This window comes from Pseudomonas sp. CFBP 5748, from assembly GCF_053850495.1.
The window spans coordinates 251,696-277,452 of sequence record NZ_JBSPTN010000002.1; the positions used below are offsets into that span (position 1 = coordinate 251,696).

Here is a 25,757-nt window from a genome sequence, read left to right on the forward strand (position 1 = left end):
TATGAGTCATGAATAACCCACTGGCGCCCGCACCGGGCATCCGCATCAGCCTTTCGGAGCTGATCGAGATGCGCCATCGCGTGCGCGAGGTGCAGTTGTTTTCCACCCCCGGCCAGCGCAGCCCGCTGATCGGCCTGCACCATTCCAAGCTGCGCGGGCGCGGGGTGGATTTCGATCAAGTGCGGGTCTATCAGGCCGGCGACGATGTGCGCACCATTGACTGGCGCGTCACCGCGCGTACCCAGGAGCCCCACACCAAACTGTTCCACGAAGAACGGGAACGGCCGATTTTCATCATGATCGAGCAAAGCCACCGGCTGTTCTTCGGCTCCGGGCTGATGTTCAAGTCGGTGCTTGCCGCACAGGCCGCCAGCCTGATCGGCTGGGCCGCGCTGGGGCACAATGACCGGGTCGGCGGGCTGGTGTTCGGCGACAACACCCATTACGAGGTCAAGCCCCGGCGCAGCAAACAGAGCCTTCTGCAACTGCTCAACCGCCTGGTGCGGGTCAATCAGTCGCTGCACACCGAAGGCGAGCCGGACCGCGATTCGTTCGGCATTGCCCTGCGTCGGGCCCGGGAAGTGCTGCGGCCCGGCAGCCTGGTGATCGTGATTTGCGACGAGCGCGCGCTGTCCGACAGTGCCGAGCAACAACTGAGCCTGCTGTCGCGCCATTGCGATCTGTTGCTGCTACCCCTGTCGGACCCACTGGATCACGCCCTGCCCGCCGCCGGCCTGCTACGTTTTGCCCAACGCGATTCGCAGCTGGAGCTCGACACCCTGAACTTCGAACTGCGCCAGGCCTATCGCGCCCAGGCCGAGGCACGCCAGGAGCGCTGGGAGATACTGGCGCAGAAACTGCGGATCCTGATGATGCCCCTGAGTACCCAGGGCGATATGGTCGAACAACTGCGCGAATACCTGAACCCCAAGCGGGCCGGGAAAAGCCGATGAGCAACCTGGATCAATTGCAGCCGCTGATGGCGCCGCCCCCCATAGGTTTCTGGCCTCCCGCGCCAGGCTGGTGGTTGCTGCTGGTGTTGATCCCGTTGCTGGGCCTGGGCTTGTGGCAGCTACGTCGATTTATCCCCGCCAAGCGCAACGTCGCCCGCGCCGAACAACCCCTGGACCCGGTGCGCCTGGCCGCCCTGGCCGAGCTCGCCTTGCTGCCCAAACCTTATGACGGAGCGCCGGCCGGGGCCTGGCTGCAACAACTCAACGGGCTGCTCAAGCGACTGTGTCGCAACCACTACCCCTACAGCCAGAGCCACACCCTCAACGGGCGCAAGTGGCTGGCCTTCCTGGATAACCGCTGCCCCGCAGCCGGCCTCACTCGTTGGATGGTGCTGGTGGAAGGTGCCTACAAGCCCGAATGCAAACTCGATGACAAAGCCATCGCCGGCCTGACCCAAGCAGTCGAAATCTGGATTCGCAAACATGTTTGAATTCGCCTGGCCGTGGGTGTTCGCCCTGTTGCCGCTGCCCTGGCTGATGCGCCTGGTATTGCCGGCGGCCGATAGCGGCGAGCCGGCGCTCAAGGTCAGTTTCCTGGGCGACCTCGAAGGCCTGGTGGGGCGTCGGGCCCGGGCCAATCTGCCGAGCTGGCGTCAACAGGCACCCTTCATCCTGCTCTGGCTGCTGTTGTTGATGGCCGCCGCCCGCCCTCAATGGCTCGGCGAGCCGCTGCCAATTGCCGCCAGCGGCCGTGACCTGCTGGTGGCGGTGGACGTTTCAGGCTCCATGGATTTCCCCGACATGCAGTGGCGGGACGAAGAGGTCAGTCGCCTGACGCTGGTGCAGCATATGCTCGGGGATTTTCTCGAGGGCCGCGAAGGCGACCGGGTCGGCCTGATCCTGTTCGGCAGCCAGGCCTATCTGCAGGCACCACTGACCTTCGATCGCCGCACCGTGCGACATTGGCTCGACGAGGCGCGTATCGGCATCGCCGGCAAGAACACCGCCATCGGCGACGCCATCGGCCTGGCCCTCAAGCGCCTGCGCCAGCGTCCGGCCCACAGCCGGGTGCTGATCCTGGTCACCGATGGGGCCAACAACGGCGGTGAAATCGACCCACTGACCGCCGCGCGACTGGCCGCCGACGAAGGCGTGAAAATCTACCCGATCGGCATCGGCGCCGACCCGGAACAAAGCGGCACGACGGGCTTGCTCGGCATCAACCCGAGCCTGGACCTCGACGAGCCGACACTCAAGGACATCGCTCATGTCACGGGCGGCCAGTATTTTCGCGCCCAGGATGGTGAACAACTGCTGGCGATCAAAACTGCCCTCGACCAGCTCGAGCCGGTGACCCAGCAACCGACCCAGGCCCGCCCTGCCCTGGCGCTTTATCACTGGCCCCTGGCCCTGGCGTTGCTATTGAGTGTGTTGCTGGTGGTGTGGGAGCGCTGGCCGGACAATCCACTGCAGCGCCTGTTCAATCGGCCGCTGTTCCAGACCAGCCAACATGCCGAGTGGCGTCAGCGGCTCAAGCGCCTGCGCTTGCGGAGGCGTCGATGATCGCCCTCTGGCCGCACTGGCTACGCCCCTGGTTCATCTTGCTGTTGCCGTTGCTGGGCTGGTTGCTCTGGCAACTGTGGCATCGGCAGAAACGCGTCGGGCGCTGGCAGATGATCTTGCCTCCGGCCTTTCACGCGGTGCTGCTCAGTGGCGGCAGTGGCCGTGAAAGCAGGCTGCCGTGGATTGCCCTGGGCCTGGGTTGGCTGTTGATGCTGCTGGCGTTACTGGGGCCTAGCTGGGCGCGGGTTGAACAGGCCAGCCAGAAACCCGCCGATCCGCTGGTGGTGGTGCTGGAACTGACGCCGGAGATGCTCGCCACCGACGTCCCGCCCACACGACTGGAGCAGGCGCGACGCAAGGTCCTGGACCTGCTGCACAACCGCAGCGACGCCCAGACCGCGATCATCGTCTATGCCGGCAGCGCCCACACGCTGGTGCCACTGTCCGACGACCTGTCCACCAGCGCCAACCTGCTCGAAGCCCTCGCGCCGTCGATCATGCCGCAAAGCGGCCATCGCGCCGACCTGGCGGTCAACAAGGCCATGGCCCTGCTGGAGCAGAGCGGGTTAGGCCATGGCCGGATCCTGCTGATCGGTTCTTCGTTGAACGAGCAGGAACGCGAGCACATTCGCCAGATCATGGACGGTTCTGCCACGCGCTTGCTGATGCTGGGCATCGGCACCCGGGAAGGCGCGCCGGTAGCCCAGGAGGATGGCAGTTACCTCAAGGACGCTCAAGGCGCGACTCTGGTGCCGCGCCTGGACAGCCCAAGCCTCAAAGCCTTTATCAATGAGCTGGACGGTCGTTACCGCCCGGCACGGCTGGACGACAGTGACCTGCGCGGCCTGGGCCTGCTGGACGGCCCACGCCATCTGCGCAGCGACGGTCAGACCTTGCGCCTGGACAGCTGGGCCGACCAGGGCTACTGGCTGCTCCTGCCGCTGTTGCTGCTGGCCGCCTGCGCCGGACGTCGAGGCTGGCTGTTCTGCCTGCCGCTGCTGTTCGTGTTGCCGCAAACCGGGCACGCCTTTGAGTTCCAGGATTTGTGGTTGCGCCCCGACCAACAGGGCCAGCACTTGCTCAAGCAGAAGCGCCCGGCCGAGGCCGCCGAGCACTTCGAGGAGCGCCAATGGCAAGGCGTCGCCCTGTACGAAGCCGGTGACTACAGCGAAGCCGCCCGGCGCTTTGCCGAGGGCACCGACGCCCGCGCCCATTACAATCGTGGCAACGCCCTGGCCAGGAGCGGCGAACTGGAAGCCGCACTGGATGCCTATGAACAGGCCCTGGAGTTGCAACCGGACCTGCGCCCCGCCCAGACCAACAAGGCGCTGGTGGAAAGCTTGTTGAAAGAACAGGCACCACCACCGGAAGAACCCAAGCCTGCCGAAAGCGAGGAACCGGGTCCAGCGGAGCAAGCGCCGGATACCGAGAGGCAAAGCCAGTCTTCGGAACAGGGACAGCCCTCCTCCGAAACGACCGAAGCGCCGGACGAGGCCCAGGCGCCGCGCACCCCGCCAGCGCCCGGCGCCCAGGATGTGCCGGGCAGTGAGTTGCCGGACGAGCAGACCACCACGCCACCGCTGCGCCCCGCCGCCGGCCAGCGTAACGAAGAAGAACAGCGCCAGGCACTGGAACAATGGCTGCGCCAGATCCCGGACAACCCAGGGGAACTGCTCAGGCGTAAATTCTGGTATGAACAGCAAAGCCATCAGGCCCAGGGAAAAACCCCATGACCCGCTTCACCGCCTACCTCCTCGTGTTGCTGCTCTGGGCCTCTGGAACCCAGGCAGCACAGCTGACCGCCAGTGTGGATCGCGGCCGCCTGAATTCCGGGGAAACCGTGGAACTGACCCTGGAGTCCAATGACGCCACGCTGTTCGGCAAACCCGACCTGAGCCCACTCCAGGCACTGTTCGACGTGCGTGGCACCCGCCAGGTCAACCAGCTGACCACCCTCGACGGCGAGAACCGCGCCACCACCCGCTGGATCGTGACCCTGCTGCCACGCCAGAGCGGCACCGTGACGATTCCGCCGTTGCAACTGGGAGAAGTGAGCAGCCAACCGATCACCCTGCAAGTGATCGAAAGTGAGACCCGCAATGCATCCGGCAACCTGGCGCCGGTGTTCATCGAGGCCAGCCTCGACCAGACCCAAGTGTATGTGCAGGCCCAGGCAATCCTGACCCTGCGCATCTACCACTCGGTGTCGCTGTACGACGACAGCAGCCTGACACCGCTGCACATCCCCGACGCTCGCACCGAACAGCTCGGCGAGTCGCGCACTTATGAAAAGGTCATCAACGATGTGCGCCACGGCGTGATCGAACTGCGCTACGGCATCTACCCGCAGCGCAGCGGCGAGCTGACGATTCCGGCCCAGACCTTCAGCGCCACCCTGGTCGAGCCGGTGGCCCAGGGCGCGGTGCCTTCGGGGCCGAAACCCGGCCAACTGATGCGCGTCAGCTCCGAGCAACTGCAGCTGACCGTCAATCCCAAGCCAACCAGCTACCCGGCCGATGTGCCCTGGTTGCCAGCACGCAGCCTGTCCTTGAGTGAAAGCTGGAGCCCGGAACCGACCCACAGCCAGGTCGGCGACTCCCTGACCCGCAGCCTGACCCTGGAAGCCGAAGGCCTGGCCAGCGCCCAGTTGCCGCCCCTGCCGGCCACGGAGATCAATGGCCTGCGGCGCTATCCAGACCAGCCGGTACTCAGCAGCCGCAGCAGTGAACGCGGGCTGGTGGGCAGCCGCGAAGACCGTGAAGCCCTGGTGCCCAACCGCAGCGGCACCATCGAGCTGCCGCCGGTGGAAGTGGTCTGGTGGAACACCCTGGAAAACCACCTGGACCGTACCAGCCTGCCGGCGCGAACCCTGCAAGTGGCGAACAATCCGAGCCTGATGGTGGATACGCCGGCGGGCACGGCGCAGATCGTGACGACCGTCGAGAGCGACAGCCTGTGGTATTGGCAATTGAGCAGCCTGATCCTGGCCTGCACCACGCTGCTCGGCTTCGGCCTGTGGTGGCGAGCCCGCTCGCAGCCCGCCGTCCTGCGCGCGACCCAGGCCGGCCCCAGCCCGCGCACCCTGCTGGATGATCTCAAGCGTACCTGCCTGGCCAACGACCCCCACGCCACCCGCCAGGCCCTCGACGCCTGGGCCCGCCAGCAACCGGAAACCCTGGCCGACATGGCGGCGCGCTTCGTACCGCTGTCCGACGCCCTCGACGGCCTCAACGGCGCACTCTACAGCGAGACCGGCCAGCTCTGGCAAGGCGAGGACCTGTGGCGGGCCATTCGCACCATTCCCACCGCAGAACGCTCCCAGGACCCACTGGGCGACAGTGGATTGCCGCCGCTTTACCCCAAATAACCCTTTTTGCGGCACATAGAGCTTTTTGTGGCGAAGGGACGGGTACCAGCTCAACCGGAGAAGTTGCACGGGTCCTCTCTGCTGTTTCCCAGTAAACTCCTTCTCTTTTAGCCGCCCATCTTCCCGCGGCCATCATCTGTTTTCTGGAGTTCACCTTGCGTCTGTTTCACACCTCCGACTGGCACCTGGGGCAAAACCTGCACGGCCAGGAGCGTGATTTCGAACACGCCTGTTTCCTCGAATGGCTGCTGCGCCAACTGACCAGCGAAAAACCCGACGTGCTGCTGATCGCCGGGGATATTTTCGACACCGTCAACCCGCCGGTCAAAGCCCAGGAACGGCTGTACGACTTCATCGTCAACGCCCATGAGCAAAATGCCAACCTGACCATCGTGATGATCGCCGGCAACCACGACTCCGGCTCGCGGATCGAACTGCCCGCGCCGCTGATGCGCCGCTTGCGCACCCATGCCCTGGGCCGGGTGTTGTGGCTGGACGACGGGCAGTTGGACGTCGAACGCCTGCTGCTGCCATTGCCCGACGCCAAGGGTAAGGTCAAGGCGTGGTGCCTGGCCCTGCCGTTCCTGCGGCCCGCCGAAGTCACCGGCGCACAACTGGGTGACGACTACTTGCGCGGTATCGGCCAGGTTCATGAATGGCTGATCGCCGCCGCCAACAGCAAACGCAAGAAAGGCCAGGCGCTGATCGCCATCAGCCATGCGCACATGGCCGGCGGTTCGGTGTCCGAAGACTCCGAGCGCAGCCTGATCATCGGCAACGCCGAGGCCCTGCCCGCCAGCCTGTTCGGCCCGAGCATCAGCTACGTCGCCCTCGGCCACTTGCACAAGCCGCAGAAGGTCAACGGTGAAGAACGGATCCGCTACAGCGGCTCGCCGATTCCGCTGTCGTTCTCGGAGATCGGCTATCAGCATCAGATCCTCGACATCACCCTGGACGGCGACACCCTGGTCAAGGTCGAGCCACGCCTGATTCCCCGGGCCGTCAACCTGCAACGCCTGGGCCCGGCACCGTTGGCCGATATCCTGGTACAACTCAAGGACCTGCCGGACATCGACCTGTTGGCCGATGTCCAGCGTCAGCCCTGGTTGGAAGTCCGGGTGCGCCTCGACGAGCCGCAACCGGACCTGCGTCACCAGGTGGAAACCGCGCTGCAAGGCAAGGCCGTGCGCCTTGTGCGGATCGCCGCCGAGTACGCCGGCAACGGTAGCACCGGCGGTGCCGATGATGGCGCGGCGCTGATCGAGTTGGATCAACTCAGCCCGCAGGAACTGTTCAGCCGTGCCTGGCAGGACACCTACGGCAACGAAGTGGATGAACAGACCCTCAAGGATTTTGCCGTGCTGTTGCAAGACGTGCAGATGGAGAGCGAGCAACCATGAAGATTCTCGCGATCCGCCTCAAGAACCTCGCCTCCCTGGCAGGGCCTTTCGAAATCGATTTCACTGCAGAACCCTTGGCCAGCGCCGGTCTGTTCGCCATCACCGGTCCCACGGGCGCCGGCAAGAGCACGCTGCTCGATGCCTTGTGCCTGGCGCTGTTCGGCGCCGTACCGCGCCTCAACAACACCGGGCGTGACGCCAAGGTGCCAGACGCCGACGGTGAAATCGCCACGGGAGACCCGCGCACGCTGTTGCGCCGCGGCACCGGCGATGGCTATGCCGAAGTGGATTTTCGCGGCATCGACGGGCGCCGCTATCGGGCCCGCTGGGAAGCCAATCGCGCCCGGGAAAAGGCTGGCGGCAAGCTGCAAGCCAGCCGCCAGAGCCTGCGAGACCTGGACAACGATCAACTGCTGGCGAGCCAGAAAGGTGAATACAAGGCCCAGCTCGAAGCCGCCCTGGGCCTGAACTTCGAACAGTTCACCCGCGCCGTGCTGCTGGCTCAGAGCGAGTTCAGCGCGTTTCTCAAGGCCGATGACAACGACCGCAGCGAACTCCTGGAAAAGCTCACCGACACCGCCCTGTACACCCGCCTTGGCCGCCGCGCCTTCGACAAGGCCAAGCAAGCCAAGGAAACCCACAAGCAGTTACAAGACCAGGCCACCGGCGTCACCCCACTCGCCCCCGAGGCCCGGGCCGAGCTGGACCAGCGCTTCAACGACGCCCAGCAACAACTCAAGGCCCAACAGGCGCAACTCAAGCAATTGGAGCAACAACACACCTGGCTCAAGGACCTGCGCCTGTTGCAGGACGAACAGGCCAGCGCCGCCGAGCAACTGCAACAGGCCCAGGCCGATTGGGACGCCCTGGCAGATCAACGCCTGAAACTGACGCGCCTGGAACAACTGGCGCCCCAGCGCCATCAATTCATCCGCCAGACGGAACTGACCCGTCAGCTTGAACCGTTGGCGGTGCAGATCCAGCAGCTCACCCAGCAGCAAATCGACCTGCATGAACAACAGGCCGCACTGGAAAAAGGCTTGAGCGCCGCACAACTGGCGCTGGCCACCGCCCGGCAACAAAGCAGCGACAGCGCGCCGTTGCTGCGCCAAGCCTTTGAAGAGCAGAGCACCCTCGCTCGCCTTGCCCGGGACGCGAGCCAGGGCGCTGAGCGCCAGGAGCAAGCGCAACAGGCTTGCACCGAGGGCCAGCGCACAATCGACACCTTGCTCGAACAGCAAAAACAGGTGGCCGCGCGCTTGCAGCGAATCGCCGGCGAGCTTGCACAAAGCACCCACCTTGCACCACTGAGCGACGCTTGGAAGGCCTATCGCGATCGCCTCCAGCAGTTGATGCTGATCGGCAATCGCCTGAACCAGGGCCAGGCCGAACTCGCCACCCTGGAGCAAAGCGCCGCCCGCACCGCCGAGGACCTGGCAACCCGCCGGCAAGACCTCGAAGTGCTCTACAAAGAAGCCGGCGCCGAACCGGACGCGGTGGCCGAACAGATCCAGTTGCTCGGCAACCTGTTGCAAGACAACCGCAAGCAATTGCGTGCATTCGAAGACCTGACCCGGCTGTGGGCCAGCCAGCAGGAACTGGACAAACGTGGCGCCGATCTGGAACAACGCCAACAACGGGCGTTGCAGGAACGTGACCGGCTGGTGCGTGAAGGCGGTGAAGCCAAAGCCGAACTGGCGATTGCCGAACAGACCCTGACCGTCACCCGCGAACTGCTGGAACGTCAGCGCCTGGCCCGCAGCGAAAGCGTCGAACAACTGCGCACGCAACTGCAGGACGACCAGCCGTGCCCGGTGTGTGGCAGCATCGAACATCCCTATCATCAGCCCGAAGCCCTGCTGCAAAGCCTCGGGCGCCATGATGAAAGCGAAGAGGCCAATGCCCGCAAAGCCGTCGATCTGCTCAATGAAAAAGTCATCGACCTGCGGGCGCAATACAGCGGCGTCATCGCCCAGCTCAAAGAGCTCAAACAGCAGCAGGAACAACTCGCCGGCCAGCAACAGGGCCTGGCGCCCAGCCTTGAGGCCCACCCACTGTCGGCGCAGCTGCTGGCCCAGGATTCTGGCAATCGCGATGCCTGGCTGGCGCAACAGAACAGCCAGCTGCACCAACACATCAGCCAGGACGAACAACGGCAAACTGCCCTGCTGACCCTACAGCAGGACGCGGTGCGCCTGACGCAGCAACTGCACAATGCCGAGACGGCGAGCCAGCAAGCGTTACAGCACCTGAACAACCAGCAACAGGAACTGGCCCGTGATCGCCTGCGCCTGGATGACGAGTTGAGCCACTTCAGCGCCTTGTTGCCGGCAGACACGCTACAGGCCTTGCGCAGCGAGCCGGCCGCGACCTTCATGCAGCTCGACCAGCAGATCACCCAACGGCTGGAGCAATTGGAACAGCAGCGCGACGAACTCAGCGAACAGCTCCAGCGCCAGCAGACCCTGGAGAAGGAGCAGGACCGCCAGCAAACCCGCGTGCAGCAATTGGCGTCGGCGCAACAGCAATTCAGCGCCCTGACCGAGCAACAGCAGGCCTGCCAGCAAAAACTCACGCAGCTGCTGGGTGAACACACCAGCGCCGAACAGTGGCAGCAACAAATCGACCAGGCCCTGGAACAGGCTCGCAATGCCGAAGCAGGAGCCAATCAACGCCTGCAGGAACTGCGCAATAACCTGGTGCAGTTGGCCGCCGAACTCAAGGCCCGGCAGGAGCAGGCACAATCCCTGGACAGCGAACTTCAAGCGCTGGCGGCCGCCATCGCGCAGTGGCGCACCACACATCCTGAATTGGACGACGCGTCCCTCGAAGCCTTGCTCAGTCTCGACGAGCAGCACGTCAGCCAGTTGCGCCAGCGCTTGCTCAACAGCGAAAAAGCCATCGAGCAAGCCCGCGTCTTACTCACCGAACGTGAGCAGCGCCTGCAAAACCACCAGGCCCAGCACAACGGCAACCTGCTGCCCGAACAGTTGGCACAAGCCCTCACCGAGCTACAAGCTCAATTCGCCGTCAGCGAACAACACTGCGCCGAACTGCGCGCCGAACAGGCCGAGGACCAGCGGCGGCAGAACGCCAACCAGGCCCTGGCCCAGCAGATCGAACAGGCCTACGCCGAATACCAGCGCTGGGCACGCCTGGATGCGCTGATCGGCTCGGCCACCGGCGACCGCTTCCGCAAGCTGGCCCAGGCCTACAACCTCGATTTGCTGGTGCACCACGCCAACACCCAATTGCGGCAACTGGTGCGTCGCTACCGGCTCAAGCGCGGCGGCAGCATGCTCGGGCTGCTGGTGATGGACACGGAGATGGGCGATGAACTGCGCTCGGTGCATTCGTTATCCGGCGGCGAGACCTTTCTGGTTTCCCTGGCCCTGGCGTTGGGCCTGGCCTCGATGGCGTCCAGCACGCTGAAAATCGAGTCGTTGTTCATCGACGAAGGCTTTGGCAGCCTCGATCCCGAGTCGCTGCAATTGGCGATGGATGCGCTTGACGGATTGCAGGCCCAGGGCCGCAAGGTCGCGGTGATTTCCCACGTGCAGGAAATGCACGAGCGAATCCCGGTGCAGATCCAGGTCCGCCGCCAGGGTAACGGGTTGAGCACGGTGGAGGTGAAATGAGCCGTGCCACGCTCTACTCCTTCCGTCGCTGTCCCTACGCGATGCGGGCGCGCATGGCGTTGCGTCACAGCGCAATCGAATTGGAGATTGTCGAAGTCAGCCTGAAGGCCAAGCCACCCGAAATGCTCGCGCTTTCCAGCAAAGGCACGGTGCCGGTGTTGCAGGTTGAGGGCCGGGTGATCGATGAAAGCCTGGAGATCATGAGCTGGGCCTTGGCACAGCAGGATCCGGATAATTGGAGATTGCTCGGCGACCCCGAAGGTCAGGTGTTGACGGCAGCGTTGATCGAGGAAAACGACCAGGTCTTCAAGCTTCATCTGAACCGCTACAAATACCCTGAGCGCCACCCCGAACACGCGATGGAGCACTATAGGGCCGAGGGCGAGGTCTTTCTGCGCAGGCTGGAAGCATTGCTTGCTACCGGGCCATTCCTGGCGGCGAATCACCAGAGCCTGGCCGACGTGGCGCTGATGCCGTTCGTGCGCCAGTTCGCCCATGTCGACCGAGAGTGGTTCGCCCAGGCGCCCTACCCGCGGCTACAGGACTGGTTGCAGAGGTTTCTGGATTCCGAGCTGTTCGTGGCGATCATGGCCAAGTAACTGCCAGCACACAGCCCTGTGGCGAGGGGCACTTCTGTGGGAGCAAGGCTTGCCCGCGATGCAGGCGCCTCAGTCCCTGAAAAGAACCGCGTCATCGTTCATCGCGAGCAAGCCTTGCTCTCGCAAAATCTCTAAGCAGACCCACTCAGTCACTCAGCAAACTCAACAATCGCTCACGAGCCACTTCCAACTCGCCGGAATCCGGCTGAGCGGCTGAAACAATCGGGGTGGAATAGAGAAACAGCAGCATCACTGCCAGACGCATCGCCATGATGTCGATCCTTATGGGAGAAGGAGTCAATTTAATAGCGTCAAATTTAAACACATGGCCAAGTGATATTACAGTGGGATTTGTTCAGAAACGGCGAAGCCTGCGATCTTTTCTCTCCTTGAAGATGAAAAGATCGCAGGCTTCAATCGTCAAAACCTTTCAGTGCTGGGTCTTGTGGTCCAGCGCGGCGTAGAAGTTGGCGCTCTGCTGCAGGTATTTCTCGGTGTAGCTCTGGGTGCGGTTTTTCTTGTCGCTGATTTCGATGCTGGCACTGGCTGGCAGCGCCACGGTGGCAGAGATGGCGGAAGCAGCGATCACAGAGAAGAGATTCAGATTCATGGCGGTAATCCTCGGATTCAGTTGGCTGGCTTGCCCGGTGGGGCCGTGAAGCAAACTTACGCGCCGAGGCGTCCTGCCTTGAAATGCTTTGCATGACTAACGAATATCAGTCTCGTTGATACAACCACGAAGGCCCCGAAAAACGGGGCCTGCGGTCTATTGACGGACGATGAACTTCAAATCGCTCGGCGCATCCATCGCCAGCTTCTGCACAGTTTTACCCAGCAGACCGGTCTTGGGATCGCGCTCGAGCACCACGATCTGATTGCTCTTCTGGTTGGCGATCAACAGGAATTTCCCACTCGGGTCGAGGCTGAACTCCCGGGGGTGATCACCTTCAACCGAGCGGCGCTGAAGCTCTTTCAGTGTGCCAGCGGCCGGGTCAATGGCAAACACCAACACTTCGTTGGTGGTGCCACGGTTGCTGACATAGAGGAACTTGCCATCCCTGGAGGCATGCAGCGCAGCCGCCGCCCTGCCCGGTTGAGGCTTGCCAGCCGCCAGGTCGACCAATTGGCGCTGGGTCAAGCGTCCATCCTGATAATCGAACACCGCCACTTGTGCGGTCATCTCCATCGTCAACCAGGCGTGCTTGCCGTCGGCGCTGAACAGCAGATGACGCGGGCCGCTGCCGGGCGGCAACTGCACGAAGGCCGGATCGGCGGCGGTCAGCGGCAGCTCGGGGTTGGCCTTGGGGTCGTAGCTGTAGACGAACACCTTGTCCGCCCCCAGGTCGTTGGCGAACACATACTTGCCATCCGGCGAAGAGACTGCGGCGTGCACGTGGGCCGACATCTGCCGCTCGGGATTGACCCGGCTCGGCTGATGGCTGCTCAACTGCACCGGGGGTGACAACTTGCCGTCGGCGGCCACCGGCAACACCGCCAGGGTGCCACCCGGGTCTTCCACCACCGAGTAGTTGCTGACCAGCAGATGCCGGCCATCACCACTGAGGCTGGAATGGGTCGGCTCGTTGCCCAGGGACTGCACTTGGTTGATCAGGCTCAGTTCATGGGTTTTCGGGGCGATGGCGTAGCTGCTGACCTTGCCCACCGGGTCTTTCTGGCCCGGCCCGTTTTCGTTGACCACGAACAGCCGGGTCATGTCCTTGGAAAGGGTCAGCCACGAAGGATTGTCAGTCTTGATCACTTGCAATGGGTTGGCGTCGAGCTGGCCGGTGCGGCTGTCGAATTGCAGCCGGTAGATGCCTTGACTCTGGCCGGCGGTGTAGGAACCTACCAACAGTTGATGACGTTCATCAGTTTCTGCCTGAACGCCCATGGCGCCCACGCTGCCGGCCATCAACAACGGCCAGAGACTACGCATCTTCATGTTCGTCGTCCTCATCATCGTCGTGGCCTCTGGTCGCTTCCACGCACTCCAGGTGGTGATCACCCGAATCGCTGGTGATGATCCAGTGCTTGGAGGCTTTGTCGAACGTCGCGGCCTGCATCTGCGTCGGCGTGAAACGCCAGTGTTCGAGGGTGCGGCCATTCATGCACTCGACGTGCAGCTGATCTTGCTCATCGAGGGAAAAATCGAATGCGTACAACCCGTCAATGATCAGCATGTCGCAGGATTCGAGGGCGTGCAGCAGGGTGTCGGTAACGGCAGTCATGGTGATCAGTCGGTCATTGGGAAAGTTGCCATGATAACCCAATGTGGGAGTGGGCCTTGGGCCATAACTTCAGACTCGATGTTGACTGGGCGATTGCCTTCGCGAGCAAGCTCGCTCCCACATGGGAACGCATTCCGATGTGGGAGCGGGCTTGCTCGCAAAGAGGCCGGTACATTCAACCTCAATGTAACGGCCTGACCGCGATCCTCAGACCGCCTCGCGCCCCGGCACCCCATCCACCAACCGCAGGATCCCCAACGGGTTGGCGTTCTTCAGCGGCTCCGGCAGCAGGCTGTCGGGATAGTTCTGGAAGCACACCGGACGCAGGAAACGATCAATCGCCAAAGTCCCCACCGAAGTGCCACGGGCATCGGACGTCGCCGGGTAAGGGCCGCCGTGCACCATCGAATCACACACTTCCACCCCGGTCGGATACCCGTTGAGCAGGATGCGACCGACCTTCTGCTCCAGCAACGGCGTCAATTCGCTGAACCGTTCGAAATCCGCCGGCTCGCCGATCATTGTCGCGGTCAGCTGGCCGTGCAGGCCGTTCAGCGCGGCAGAGAGCTGGGCTTGGTCCGCCACTTCGACAAACACCGTGGTCGGGCCGAACACTTCTTCCTGCAACGCCTCGTCGCCGTTGACCAACAGGCTGGCATCGGCCTTGAACAACTGCGGCTGGGCCTGGTTGCCCTGCTGTTCACGCCCGGCCAGATGCTCGATGCCGGGGTGGGCCAACAATTTCTGCAGGCCCTTGCCGTAGCTTTGCAGCGTGCCGGCGTTGAGCATGGTTTGAGGGGCCTGGTCGCCGATCAACGCCGCCACTTGTTGAGTGAACGCAGTGAACTGCGGCGAACGGATACCGATCACCAAACCGGGGTTGGTGCAAAACTGGCCACAACCCTGCACCACCGAGGCGGTCAAATCGCGGGCAACGCTCTCGGCGCGATTCTCCAAGGCTTGCGGCAACACGATCACCGGGTTGATGCTCGACATTTCGGCGAACACCGGGATCGGCTGCGGTCGCGCGGCGGCCATGTCGCACAAGGCACGCCCGCCCTTGAGAGAGCCGGTGAAGCCCACGGCCTGGATCGCCGGATGCTTGACCAGCCATTCGCCGACGCCACCGCCGTAGATCATGTTGAACACACCGGCTGGCATCGCGGTCTTTTCAGCCGCACGGATAATTGCATCGGCCACGTGCTCGGCGGTCGCCATGTGCCCGCTATGGGCTTTGAATACCACCGGGCAGCCGGCTGCCAGGGCCGACGCCGTGTCGCCACCGGCCGTGGAGAACGCCAGGGGGAAGTTGCTGGCACCGAACACCGCCACCGGGCCCAGGCCGATGCGGTACTGACGCAGGTCCGGACGGGGCAACGGCGTGCGCTCCGGCAAGGCCCGGTCGATGCGCGCGCCGTAGAAATCGCCACGGCGCAAAACCTTGGCGAACAGGCGCATCTGACCGCTGGTGCGACCGCGCTCACCCTGGATCCGCGCCGCCGGCAATGCGGTTTCACGGCAAACCACAGCCACGAACTCATCGCCCAAGGCATCCAGTTCATCGGCAATGGCTTCGAGGAACTCGGCCCGGCGCACCGCGCTCAGGCTGCGATAGGCCGGATAAGCAGCGGCGGCAGCCTTGGCGGCGGCGTCGACTTCTTCTGCCGTGGCCTGGATGAAATCATGGGGCAAGGCTTCGCCAGTGCTGGCGTCGATGCTCTGCAGGCGAGTCTGGCCGGCCGCGCTACGCGCCCCGCCGATGTAGTTGTGGCCAAGGATCTGGTTCATCGCAAGTCTCCTTTAAAGTGTGCCGATAGTACCCGGGTTGAACACCGCGTCCACCGGGGCAATGCCGTTGACCAGCGGCGCGCCGAATTCGGCCTGACTGATCTCGAACACATCCCCCGGCTGAGTGCGAATGCCGTCGGCGAACGACAGCGTCGCGGTGCCAAAGAAATGAACGTGTACATCCCCCGGGCGCAGGAACTGACTGTACTTGAAGTGATGGAATTCCAGGTTTTCGAGGCTGTGGCACATGTTCGCCTCGCCGCTGAGGAATTCGTTCTGCCACAGCACTTCGCCGTTGCGCAGGATACGACTGGTCCCGGACAGATGTTGAGGCAGTTCACCCACGCGAAGTTCCGGGCCAAAACTGCAACTGCGCAATTTCGAATGGGCCAGGTACAGGTAATTCTTGCGTTCCATCACGTGGTCGGAGAACTCGTTGCCCACCGCAAAGCCCAGGCGATAAGGCTTGGCGTCGTGGCCGATGACATACAGGCCGCTGATTTCCGGCTCCTCGCCCGCGTCTTCGGCGAACGGCGGCAGCGGGAACGGATGGCCCGGACGGACGACGATGCTGCCGTCGCCCTTGTAGAACCATTCCGGTTGCACGCCGGCCTGCCCGGCCTCGGGTTTGCCGCCCTCCACGCCCCACTTGAAGATGCGCATGGTGTCAGTCATGGCGCTTTCGTCGCCGGCCTGCTGGTGCATCTTGTCCCGGGCCGAAGCACTGCCCAGGTGGGTCAGGCCGGTGCCGCTGACCAGCAGGTGCGCCGGGTCTGGGTGATCCAGCGGCGGCAGGATGCGCAGTTCACCGAGCAACCGGGCGTAGTCATGGCTGGCGCCCAAGCCCAGGCTATTGACCTGTTGCTCAAGCTTGACGCCGGCCTCGATGGCCGCCAGCGCCAGGTCGCGCACGCTCCCCGCGCCCTGCACTTCCCGCACTTGCTCGCCGTCGACCACACCGACGCGGCGTTCACCGTCAGGCAATTCAAACTGAACTAAACGCATATTCTTCTCCCTGCAAACATAACTTGAATTACACACTGATCCCTGTGGAAGCGAGCTTGCTCGTGATTGCAGTCTGACAGTCGACATCATGGGTGAATGTAAGACCGCTATCGCGAGCAAGCTCGCTCCCACAGTTGATCGGGGTTACCCCTGAAATTTTTATGTACGCGTAGCCCCCCGGGCACTGGCCGCGAACTGATCCGCCGGCAGCACATGCTTGCGCTCCAGCAGACGATAGACCACGCCGGTCAACACCAGGCCAAAGACCATCACACCCGACAGGAAGTACAACCCCGACGCCAAATTTCCGGTGTATTCCTTCAGCGCACCAATCACGAACGGCCCGATGTAGCCACCCAGGTTGCCCACCGAGTTGATCAGCGCGATACCCGCCGCCGCACTGGCGCCGGCAAAAAAACGCCCGGGCAAGGTCCAGAACACCGCGGTGCAGGAAAACAGCGCAAACGCCACCAGGCACAGCGCCGCCAGTTGCAACACTGGCACCGACAGCCAGGCGCTGAGGAACAGGCCGATGGCGCCCAGCACATAGAGCACGGCCAGATGACCGTAGCGGTCGTTCAAGCGGTCGGAACTGCGGGGAATGATCAGCAGGCCGATGATGCCGAAGATGTACGGCACCGAAGACACAAAGCCGGTAACCAAATCACTGCCGCCGAACTGCTTGATCAGCGTCGGCAACCACAGGCCCAGGCCGTAGATGCTCAGGGTCACGGGCAGGTAGAACAGCGCCAGCAGCAGGACACGCTTGTCTTTCAGGGCGTGCAGCGGGTTGCCATGGCGAGTCTGGCCGTATTCCTGCAAGTCTTTTTTCAGCTCACCCGTCAGCCAGTCCTTCTCGGCCTGGTCCATCCATTTCACTTGTTGCGGGCCATCCGGCAAATAACGCAGCACCGGCCAGGTCAGCAGTACCGCTGGCAGGCCAATGACAATGAACAGCCACTGCCAGCCGTGCAGGCCAAGGATGCCGTCCATGCCCAGCAAGCCACCGGACACCGGGCCGGTGATCATCATCGCGATGGGTTGGGAAAGAATGAACAGGCCCAGGATCTTGCCGCGATGGCGTACCGGGAACCATTGAGTGATGTAGTACAGCACGCCCGGGAAGAACCCGGCTTCCGCCGCGCCCAGCAAAAAGCGCATCACATAGAAGCTATGCGGACCTTGTACGAACGCCATGCCGATGGTGATGGCGCCCCAGGTGATCATGATCCGGGCGAACCAGCGCCGGGCACCGAAGCGTTCGAGCATCAGGTTGCTGGGGATCTCCAGCAGGAAATAACCGATGAAAAACAGCCCCGCGCCCAAGCCATAGGCCGCATCGCCAATGCCCAGGTCAGCCCCCATGTGCAGCTTGGCAAAGCCCACGGCGGAACGGTCCACGTAGGCGATCAGGTAAAGCAGAATCAGGAAGGGAATCAGTTTCAGCGTGATGCGACGAATAAGCCGCAATTCCTGGCTCATGGGACTGTTCTCCAATTGTTGTTGTTATAGAACCTCGGGGGATTTCTCTCGCCAATGACAGCCAGGACAACCCCTCCGTTAAACCGGACTATATAGTAATACTATTTACCAAACAACACTTCCAAACCGCGTAAATTGCGCTTATGTTACCCTCACGCTAGAACAATATAGTCATACAATAAGAGAATCGATCATGTCTGATAAGAAACCCTCCCTGCGCTCGGCCCAATGGTTTGGCACCGCCGATAAAAACGGCTTCATGTACCGCAGCTGGATGAAAAATCAGGGCATCGCCGACCATCAGTTCCATGGCAAGCCAATCATCGGCATCTGCAACACCTGGTCGGAGCTGACGCCGTGCAACGCGCATTTCCGGCAGATCGCCGAGCACGTCAAGCGCGGCGTGATCGAGGCCGGGGGCTTTCCGGTGGAATTCCCGGTGTTCTCCAATGGCGAATCGAACCTGCGCCCCACCGCCATGCTGACCCGCAACCTGGCGAGCATGGACGTGGAGGAAGCGATTCGCGGCAACCCGATTGACGGCGTGGTGCTGCTCACCGGTTGCGACAAGACCACCCCTGCCTTGCTGATGGGCGCCGCCAGTTGCGATGTGCCGGCCATCGTCGTCACCGGCGGGCCGATGCTCAATGGCAAGCACAAAGGCCAGGACATCGGTTCGGGCACGGTGGTCTGGCAATTGAGCGAGCAGGTCAAGGCCGGCACGATCACCATTGACGACTTCCTCGCGGCCGAGGGCGGCATGTCTCGCTCGGCCGGTACCTGCAACACCATGGGCACCGCCTCGACCATGGCCTGCATGGCCGAAGCCCTCGGCACCTCCCTGCCGCACAACGCGGCGATTCCGGCCGTGGATGCACGCCGTTATGTGTTGGCCCATATGTCCGGCATGCGCGCGGTGGAAATGGTCCGTGAAGACCTGAAGCTGTCGAAGATCCTGACCAAGGAAGCCTTCGAAAACGCCATCCGCGTCAACGCGGCCATCGGCGGCTCGACCAACGCGGTGATCCATCTCAAGGCCATTGCCGGGCGCATCGGCGTGCAACTGGACCTGGACGACTGGACTCGCATCGGTCGCGGCATGCCGACCATCGTCGACCTGCAGCCGTCCGGGCGCTTCCTGATGGAAGAGTTCTACTACGCCGGTGGTTTGCCCGCCGTGCTGCGTCGTCTCGGTGAAGCGAACCTGATCCCCAACCCGAATGCCTTGACCGTCAACGGCAAGAGCATCGGCGAGAACACCAAGGACGCACCGATCTACGGCCAGGACGAAGTCATTCGCACCCTGGACAACCCGATCCGCGCCGACGGCGGCATCTGCGTGCTGCGCGGTAACCTGGCGCCACTGGGCGCGGTGCTCAAGCCGTCCGCCGCCACCGCCGAACTGATGCAGCATCGCGGTCGTGCCGTGGTGTTCGAGAACTTCGACGAGTACAAGGCGCGGATCAATGACCCGGAGCTGGATGTGGATGCCAACTCGATCCTGGTGATGAAGAACTGCGGACCCAAGGGTTATCCGGGCATGGCCGAAGTGGGCAATATGGGCCTGCCGGCCAAGCTGCTGGCCCAGGGCGTGACCGACATGGTGCGGATTTCCGATGCGCGCATGAGCGGCACCGCCTACGGCACGGTGGTGTTGCACGTGGCACCGGAAGCGGCAGCCGGCGGGCCCTTGGCGGCAGTGAAGGAAGGCGACTGGATCGAGCTCGATTGCGCCAGCGGCCGCCTGCACCTGGACATCTCCGACGCCGAACTGGCCGCGCGCCTGGCCGACCTGGTTCCTCCGCAACAACTGCTGGTGGGCGGCTATCGCCAGCTGTACATCGACCATGTCCTGCAAGCGGACCAGGGCTGTGACTTCGACTTCCTGGTCGGTTGCCGCGGCGCCGAGGTGCCACGCCACTCTCACTGACACCACCCATCGCCCTGTGGGAGCAAGCTTTTGTGGGAGCTGAGCTTGCTCGCGATAGCGGTGTAACAGACAACAGAGATATTGACTGGAAGGGCCTCATCGCGAGCAAGCTCAGCTCCCACAAAAGCCCGCTCCCACAATGGACCGGTGTCCACATCAAGTTCGCACTAGCGACCCGCCATCGCCGCGCCTGCTATCATGCGCAGCATCCCCTACGCACAGGATCGCGCCGCGCCCCATGGATTACCGTAAACCCTCCGACCGCAAGAGCATGCACTCGCGCATTGTCCAGGAACTGGGCATGCAGATCGTCTCCGGGCGTTTCAAGCCGGACGACAAACTGCCCGCCGAAGCCCTGTTGTGCGAGGAGTACGCCGTCAGCCGCCCAGTGCTGCGCGAAGCCACGCGGGTGCTGGTCGCCAAGGGCCTGGTGTATTCGCGCCCGCGGGTGGGCACGGTGGTCAAGGCCCGGCGGGAATGGCACATGCTCGACCCGGATGTGCTGCACTGGCTGATGCAGAGCAGCCCGCAGAATGAATTCTTCAACTTGCTGACCAGTGTGCGCAGCATCATCGAACCGGCTGCCGCCGCCCTCGCCGCACAGTTCGCCGACGCCAGCGACATCGCCGCCATCCGCGAAGCCTACCAGCGCATGGAAGCCGCGCCGACCCCCGAGGCCGTGCTGCAACCGGACCTGGACTTCCACAGCCGCATCGCCGACGCCACCCACAACGACTTGCTCGCCAACCTGTGCAACATGTTGTCGGTGGCCATCGCCGAAGCGCTCAAGCACTCCAACCAGCGGCCCAACCTGCATGAACTGGCGATGCCGCGCCACAAGGCGATTCTCACCGCCATCGAGAACCGCGACGCCCTCGGTGCCCGCCACGCCACCCTGGTGCAACTGGATGATGCCCGCAGCGCGCTGAATGTGGTGCTGGGCGCCGACCCTGCCTGATCCCCCCTTAGCCAAAAGACGAGTCCTGGCATAACCCACATCCGCCCGGGTGGTATTTATTTACCGCCCTCGCGGAAGCGGGATGTCGATACTTCCCTCGTCGTCACTCCCGGCGGCCATGAACTTATGAAAAGGATTTCATATGACCGCAGCCACTCCGACCAATACTCTCCCCGCGCTTGCACAAAGGGTCAGCCTGCTATTTGCCAGCCGCCCGACCTTCGAAGAAGTCGCGCAACGCATGCTCGAACAAGCCATCAAGGAAAAATATCCCTCGTTGAGCTTCGACCTGTCCAAGACCAAATTGGCAACGCCGGATCCCGCCTCTCGTGGTTTCACGCTCCAACCGTTCATGCCCCGCGTCCTCGATTACCTGGCCTTGGGCACCCCTCTGGATTTCACGGAACGCGGTGGGCGTCGCTGCTTTCTTTCCGACGCACCGCCCCGCGAGCTCTCACCGCAAGACGACAAGCTGGACATCAAGGTCATCGAAAAACTGCTGCTTGAACTGCCCTGGACCGTACCGATCGGGCTGGAGGATGCGCTGACCCGCTATTGGAACGCCGGCATCGACACGGGTAATGACATCAGCCGCTGGCGCTGGCTCAGCGATGCACTCAAGAACACGCTGTCTATCCGCAGCCTGCAACAACCCGACCTCACTGACCCGGCGCGCGAAGCCCTGGACCAAATCGTCTGCTGGCCGGACCGCGAGCAGCGATTTCGCCGCACCAACCTATCCCCCGTCTACGCCTACAGCCTGGAAACCAAAGTCACCCGAAACGGCTCCAGCAGCGTGCTGATCGGCAGCGAAATGCTCCTGACCTATTGCAAAAATGGCGCTACCGTCTTCCTGCTTTGCAGTCCGGGCGGCGCCGTGCAGTCCTTTGCATCCCTGGAAGAATTCAATAGCCATTGGGGCGCAGGGATTGCCAGCCGCTACATCGTCGACACCCTGTCTTGCCAACGCAACGAGATCAGCAGCAATGCTTTCGACACCCAGGCCGCCATGCTGCTGGAGCAGCAACTGGCCGACCTGAACGCAGTGCAGTTGCCCGCGCGGATTGGCCTGCCAGACCTGTCGACGCTCTACCAGGAGCTGAGCGACCCCGCCCGTTATCTGCTTGACGCACCGCATCTCACGCCCGAAACGGCGGCACGGATCGAGCCGCTGTTGCCCGACTGGTTGAAACAAGCCTCTATCGTCGATCAAACGAAATTCCAGCATTACAGCCTGGCACTGGCCAGCGCAAAAAAACGCCACCAGGGCCGCACCTTTCTCAGCGACATCGAGGACATCAAGGCCTTTGCCGCCGACGCCCTGCTCAAGCAGATGCAGCAAACCAACGACAGCCAACCTGACAAGGCTCAAACCAACCAATACCAGCCCGACGATGTAGAGCTGACTTTCACCGTGGCAGCCGGTTATCCCGGAACCATCGGGATCATCGAGAAACGGAAGATGAGCCTGACCGAACTGGCCATCAACAACCTCGTCGCTCGACCGAGTGCAAACCTGGTCCTCAGCCATCGCCTGGGCCTGACGCTGCCCCGGTGGCTGACGCCGGATTTCATCACTCGCAAGAACGGGCTGATCGAACAGGTCGACATTGGCACGACCTATCCTCGCTACCTGCAACAACGCCTGCTGGATGATTTGACCCAGGCCCAGGAACGCCAGCGACTGTTTGCAGAACAGATCCCGGCGCAGTTGTCGCTTGAAGCCCTCAAGCAAATGCTCAACCATGAAAACGGCGTGACCCGCCAAGGCCTGGGCCTGGTTGAAGCCCTGCTCAACCCCGACGCGAGCAGTCAACAGGTCGGCGGCCAGTCGGTGGTCATTCGCCACCTGGCCTTCCTGCGCAAACCCGAAGCCCATCCCGACATCGTGGGCAACATGTTCATCATTGAGCCGGCGGATGTCCAAACCGGACCGCACCTGCTGTATCGCCCGCTTTACGCGCCCTCGTTGCAAGAGCTCCCTACGCGCGAGGCACTGTTGAAGGCCATCGTCACTCCTGGGGATCTGCAAAAGAGCATCCTGACCTGGATGTCCGACGCCGCGCGCCCGATCTATGCCGATGGTGGTTTCCAGGAGCCGCACATCGTGCGCTTTTTCCAGGGCGATGAGTTCAGCCTCCCCGCCAAGCCTGCCCCCGCAACGCTGGCCATTGACGGTACAAACGACGAACTGCGGCAGTTCCTGCACAACGGTGAACTGATGCAGTATCTGTACGGCAGTAATGCCCGCGCTCTGGTCTCCCAGGCCGACCATGATTCGGTCTCCAACAGCGAGAGCCGCTGGGCAGTGCTGCTGGAAGGCGGCAGCCTGTTGTTCAATACGCTGCTGATGCCCTTGCTGCGCGGCCCAGTCATGACCACGCTCTGGCTGTGGAGCCTGATGGGCAGTGCCAGTCATGATATTGCGGCCCTGAGCAGCGAAGACCCGGTGACCCGTGAACTGGCCGTCGTCGACCTGCTACTCAACCTTGGCATGCTGGCGCATCAATTTCCCTCCATCAGCGCCTTGTCCCATGCACCGGTGCCCCATGCACTGAAGGAACAGGCGATGCGTCCCCCAGCACCGCGCGTCATCCCTGAGCAGTGGCCGACGCCGGTGCCGCCCAGGATTCTCGAAGGGCCGGTGGGCTTGCCCGGCGAACACTCGCAGGGCGCCCTGGACCTCAGTTTCGCCAGCACCGGGCAGCGCCTGACGCAGGAGCAACGTAACCGGCTGCAGCGGCTACAGGTGCCACGCCCCACTTCAATGCCTGAACCGATCAAATATGGCCCCTACACAGGCTTGTACGTCATCCAGAACAAATGGTACGCACTGGTGGAAGACAAACTGTATCGGATCAGTCCGGAGCCGGACGGCAACACGGTGATCGTCGACCCGCAGGCTCCACGAGACCCGGCAAAAAATGGTCCGGTGTTGAAATCAGATATCCAGGGCAACTGGTCCATGGACCTACGCCTGCGTCTGCGCGGGGGCATGCCCCCAAAGCGGGTGGCCGAACTGCGCAAGCTCAGGGCCCAGCGGGGGATGGAACTGACCCAGGAGCTGAGGAATTATCACGCACAGGAAGCCGATAAGCTAAAGGCCGTGCAAGTTGCCCAGGAAGTCTTGAGCAGAACCCAGGAAGGCGACTTTACCGAGGAACAACGTGCGGCAAAACGTGCGCAGTTTTATGAATTGCTCCAGGACCAGACTGACGACTATCTGCGGCTGCTGAACAAAGCAACGGAATATGCCAGCCTTGACATGACATTGCCCCCGGAACTGCTTCGCGCACTGATGGAAAATGTGATCAACAACGCCCGTAAGGCCTTTCTTGTCGTCGAGTTGGATTTAGTGGCCCTGGATGCCGCCAATATCCACTTCATGAAAAATGGACCGGCGTTGAAGGAGGCTGTCGCCGACAACCCCGTAGGCTACTTTGCGTACCTCGACGCAATGAGCGTCATCAACGATCGTACTATCTATTGGCTGGAACTCGAGGAGCGGCACCTGGACGCGTTATTGAACCTGGACGCCGAAGGCGCGCAGATATTCGAGCGGCTGACCAAGGATCGTCCCCAGGAAGAAAGATCTGCGCTGGCCACCAAGTCCTTGCAGTTACCCATACTCGCCGCCCTGCTGGTCAAAAACCCCGAGTCCGACCTTCCCGCCAGTCTGCATAATTTCATCAAGCTCTTGCTGGAACAGGTGCGCTCCCACTCCGACCTGGGAACATATGACCTGCCCCCTTCGGAGCGGCTTGAAGTGCTGGAAAGTCTGACCGAAAACTATGGTGCTTCCCTAGATGCCATGCAGGGCATCAAGGCACTCAATGCCAACGACATTGACCCATCCTATTTCGCCAGGCTGTTCAAGCTGATCGAACATCTCTATGACGACGTCTCCAAGAAATTGTCCGCCGAGCTCAAACCCGCGCCGCAGCCGCGCAAGCGTCCGCAAAAACGCACCAAAACGGCGAGCGGGCGCCCGCAAAAAAAGGTGATCAAAACCCGGAAGGGTGGCGTCTTGATTGGTGATCTGAAACCCGCCGGCACCTCCCTGCCGATTGAAGTCGTCGAGCTACGCTCCGAAGTCGATGACGAGTTACTCGCCACCTATTCACAGCACGACGACGTCTGGGACATCGTCGAAGTACAACGACCGGCTCCACCACCACGCACCAGAGCGATCAAAACGATCAAGGGCGATGCGCGCAAGCTGCTGGATCAACTGGAGAACAGTTTACTGAGCGCAGAGCGGTATAAAACCCAGTGCCGCTTTCCCCAGGAAATCGAGGAGATCATGAACAATGAGGCGAGTCGCTACCGCAAACGCTGCGAAGAACTCGAAAGAGCCTTCACCGCCTCGACAAAACCGCGCACAGCAGCGGATCAGACATTGATCGATGAACTGTCAAACGCAGCTTCCCGCCTGACCACCCGGGGCAGTGAACTGCGCACCGAACTGAGCCTGAAGTTGCCGCCCACCGACAGCAATCTGCGCTACCTGTTCGCAAAGAACCTGATACAAGTCGCACGGCTCGGCGAACGCAAAGCCTTGAAAGGCGAACGCAAGGATTTCCTCCAGGAATACGCCATCAACGACCGCGACGGCTGGACGCTCTGGTACGCGCACTTTCATTACGAGACGGTCGACACGCTGAAAACGGACTACAGCGTTGCGCATTTGAAAACCAAGGAGCAACGCCGGGAGCACTACCACTCGATGCTGGCCAAGGCGAAGAGCCCTTATGCAGTGGTGAATGTACATCGAGGGCAGATCGGCAGGTCGTTGGCGCAGAGCAAGTTCTTGCCGTTGGCGCCGTGATCACCGCTCAAAGGCTGG

18 protein-coding genes are annotated in these 25,757 nt (G+C 62.5%); 11 read left to right on the top strand and 7 right to left on the bottom strand.

Going from position 1 to position 25,757, the window contains the following annotated elements; all coding sequences use genetic code 11:
• The first annotated feature begins 8 nt into the window (after nt 1-8).
• The 8 genes from ACWNZ1_RS05760 to ACWNZ1_RS05795 all read left to right on the top strand — a co-directional run bounded on the left by ACWNZ1_RS05760 (nt 9) and on the right by ACWNZ1_RS05795 (nt 11,520).
• Entirely contained in the window at nt 9-953 is a 945-nt protein-coding gene (locus ACWNZ1_RS05760) for a DUF58 domain-containing protein (RefSeq protein WP_135845095.1), read from the top strand.
• A complete protein-coding gene (locus tag ACWNZ1_RS05765) occupies nt 950-1,444 on the top strand; it encodes a DUF4381 domain-containing protein (RefSeq protein WP_135845094.1) in 495 nt (164 codons plus the stop codon). Before ACWNZ1_RS05760 ends, ACWNZ1_RS05765 begins: the two co-directional genes overlap by 4 nt.
• Nucleotides 1,437-2,516, top strand: a complete 1,080-nt coding sequence (locus ACWNZ1_RS05770; protein ID WP_256452716.1) for a vWA domain-containing protein — start codon at nt 1,437-1,439, stop codon at nt 2,514-2,516. The genes ACWNZ1_RS05765 and ACWNZ1_RS05770 overlap by 8 nt, the downstream gene beginning before the upstream one ends.
• Entirely contained in the window at nt 2,513-4,249 is a 1,737-nt protein-coding gene (locus tag ACWNZ1_RS05775) for a tetratricopeptide repeat protein (RefSeq protein WP_456027474.1), read from the top strand. Before ACWNZ1_RS05770 ends, ACWNZ1_RS05775 begins: the two co-directional genes overlap by 4 nt.
• Nucleotides 4,246-5,883 (top strand): BatD family protein, encoded by a 1,638-nt coding sequence (locus ACWNZ1_RS05780; RefSeq protein WP_135845091.1) that lies wholly within the window; start codon nt 4,246-4,248, stop codon nt 5,881-5,883. The genes ACWNZ1_RS05775 and ACWNZ1_RS05780 overlap by 4 nt, the downstream gene beginning before the upstream one ends.
• 155 nt (nt 5,884-6,038) lie before the next feature.
• Nucleotides 6,039-7,283, top strand: coding sequence for an exonuclease SbcCD subunit D C-terminal domain-containing protein (locus ACWNZ1_RS05785; RefSeq protein ID WP_135845090.1), 1,245 nt, complete (start codon nt 6,039-6,041; stop codon nt 7,281-7,283).
• Entirely contained in the window at nt 7,280-10,921 is a 3,642-nt protein-coding gene (locus tag ACWNZ1_RS05790) for an AAA family ATPase (RefSeq protein ID WP_256452715.1), read from the top strand. The genes ACWNZ1_RS05785 and ACWNZ1_RS05790 overlap by 4 nt, the downstream gene beginning before the upstream one ends.
• Nucleotides 10,918-11,520: a glutathione S-transferase gene (locus tag ACWNZ1_RS05795; protein ID WP_256452714.1), complete on the top strand. Its 603-nt coding sequence runs from the start codon at nt 10,918-10,920 to the stop codon at nt 11,518-11,520. Before ACWNZ1_RS05790 ends, ACWNZ1_RS05795 begins: the two co-directional genes overlap by 4 nt.
• Nucleotides 11,521-11,665: 145 nt before the next feature.
• On the opposite strand, the gene ACWNZ1_RS05800 is transcribed toward ACWNZ1_RS05795, so the two are convergent.
• From ACWNZ1_RS05800 to ACWNZ1_RS05830, 7 genes are all read right to left on the bottom strand, one after another.
• Nucleotides 11,666-11,791, bottom strand: a complete 126-nt coding sequence (locus ACWNZ1_RS05800) for a hypothetical protein (protein ID WP_003180680.1) — start codon at nt 11,789-11,791, stop codon at nt 11,666-11,668.
• Nucleotides 11,792-11,950: 159 nt separating this feature from the next.
• Nucleotides 11,951-12,130: a hypothetical protein gene (locus ACWNZ1_RS05805; protein WP_018611529.1), complete on the bottom strand. Its 180-nt coding sequence runs from the start codon at nt 12,128-12,130 to the stop codon at nt 11,951-11,953.
• A 156-nt stretch (nt 12,131-12,286) separates the two neighbouring features.
• Entirely contained in the window at nt 12,287-13,462 is a 1,176-nt protein-coding gene (locus ACWNZ1_RS05810; protein ID WP_256452713.1) for a lactonase family protein, read from the bottom strand.
• On the bottom strand, nt 13,449-13,790 hold the full coding sequence (locus ACWNZ1_RS05815) for a DUF5629 family protein (RefSeq protein WP_135845086.1): 342 nt from the start codon (nt 13,788-13,790) through the stop codon (nt 13,449-13,451). The genes ACWNZ1_RS05810 and ACWNZ1_RS05815 overlap by 14 nt, the downstream gene beginning before the upstream one ends.
• 165 nt (nt 13,791-13,955) lie before the next feature.
• Complete coding sequence (locus ACWNZ1_RS05820; RefSeq protein ID WP_135845085.1) at nt 13,956-15,536, bottom strand: aldehyde dehydrogenase (NADP(+)); 1,581 nt, start codon at nt 15,534-15,536, stop codon at nt 13,956-13,958.
• Nucleotides 15,537-15,548: 12 nt separating this feature from the next.
• Complete coding sequence (gene araD1 / locus ACWNZ1_RS05825) at nt 15,549-16,541, bottom strand: AraD1 family protein (RefSeq protein WP_135845084.1); 993 nt, start codon at nt 16,539-16,541, stop codon at nt 15,549-15,551.
• Between the two features lie 159 nt (nt 16,542-16,700).
• Nucleotides 16,701-18,023 (bottom strand): MFS transporter, encoded by a 1,323-nt coding sequence (locus ACWNZ1_RS05830; RefSeq protein WP_123341408.1) that lies wholly within the window; start codon nt 18,021-18,023, stop codon nt 16,701-16,703.
• Nucleotides 18,024-18,216: 193 nt separating this feature from the next.
• Between ACWNZ1_RS05830 and ACWNZ1_RS05835 the strand changes: the two genes are divergently transcribed.
• From ACWNZ1_RS05835 to ACWNZ1_RS05845, 3 genes are all read left to right on the top strand, one after another.
• Nucleotides 18,217-19,953 carry an IlvD/Edd family dehydratase gene (locus tag ACWNZ1_RS05835; RefSeq protein ID WP_256452712.1) on the top strand — a complete coding sequence of 579 codons (1,737 nt, stop codon included), beginning with the start codon at nt 18,217-18,219 and terminating at the stop codon, nt 19,951-19,953.
• Nucleotides 19,954-20,191: 238 nt separating this feature from the next.
• Entirely contained in the window at nt 20,192-20,911 is a 720-nt protein-coding gene (locus ACWNZ1_RS05840) for a FadR/GntR family transcriptional regulator (RefSeq protein WP_135845082.1), read from the top strand.
• A gap of 142 nt (nt 20,912-21,053) precedes the next feature.
• Entirely contained in the window at nt 21,054-25,739 is a 4,686-nt protein-coding gene (locus ACWNZ1_RS05845; protein ID WP_456027475.1) for a hypothetical protein, read from the top strand.
• The last annotated feature ends 18 nt before the right edge of the window (nt 25,740-25,757 follow it).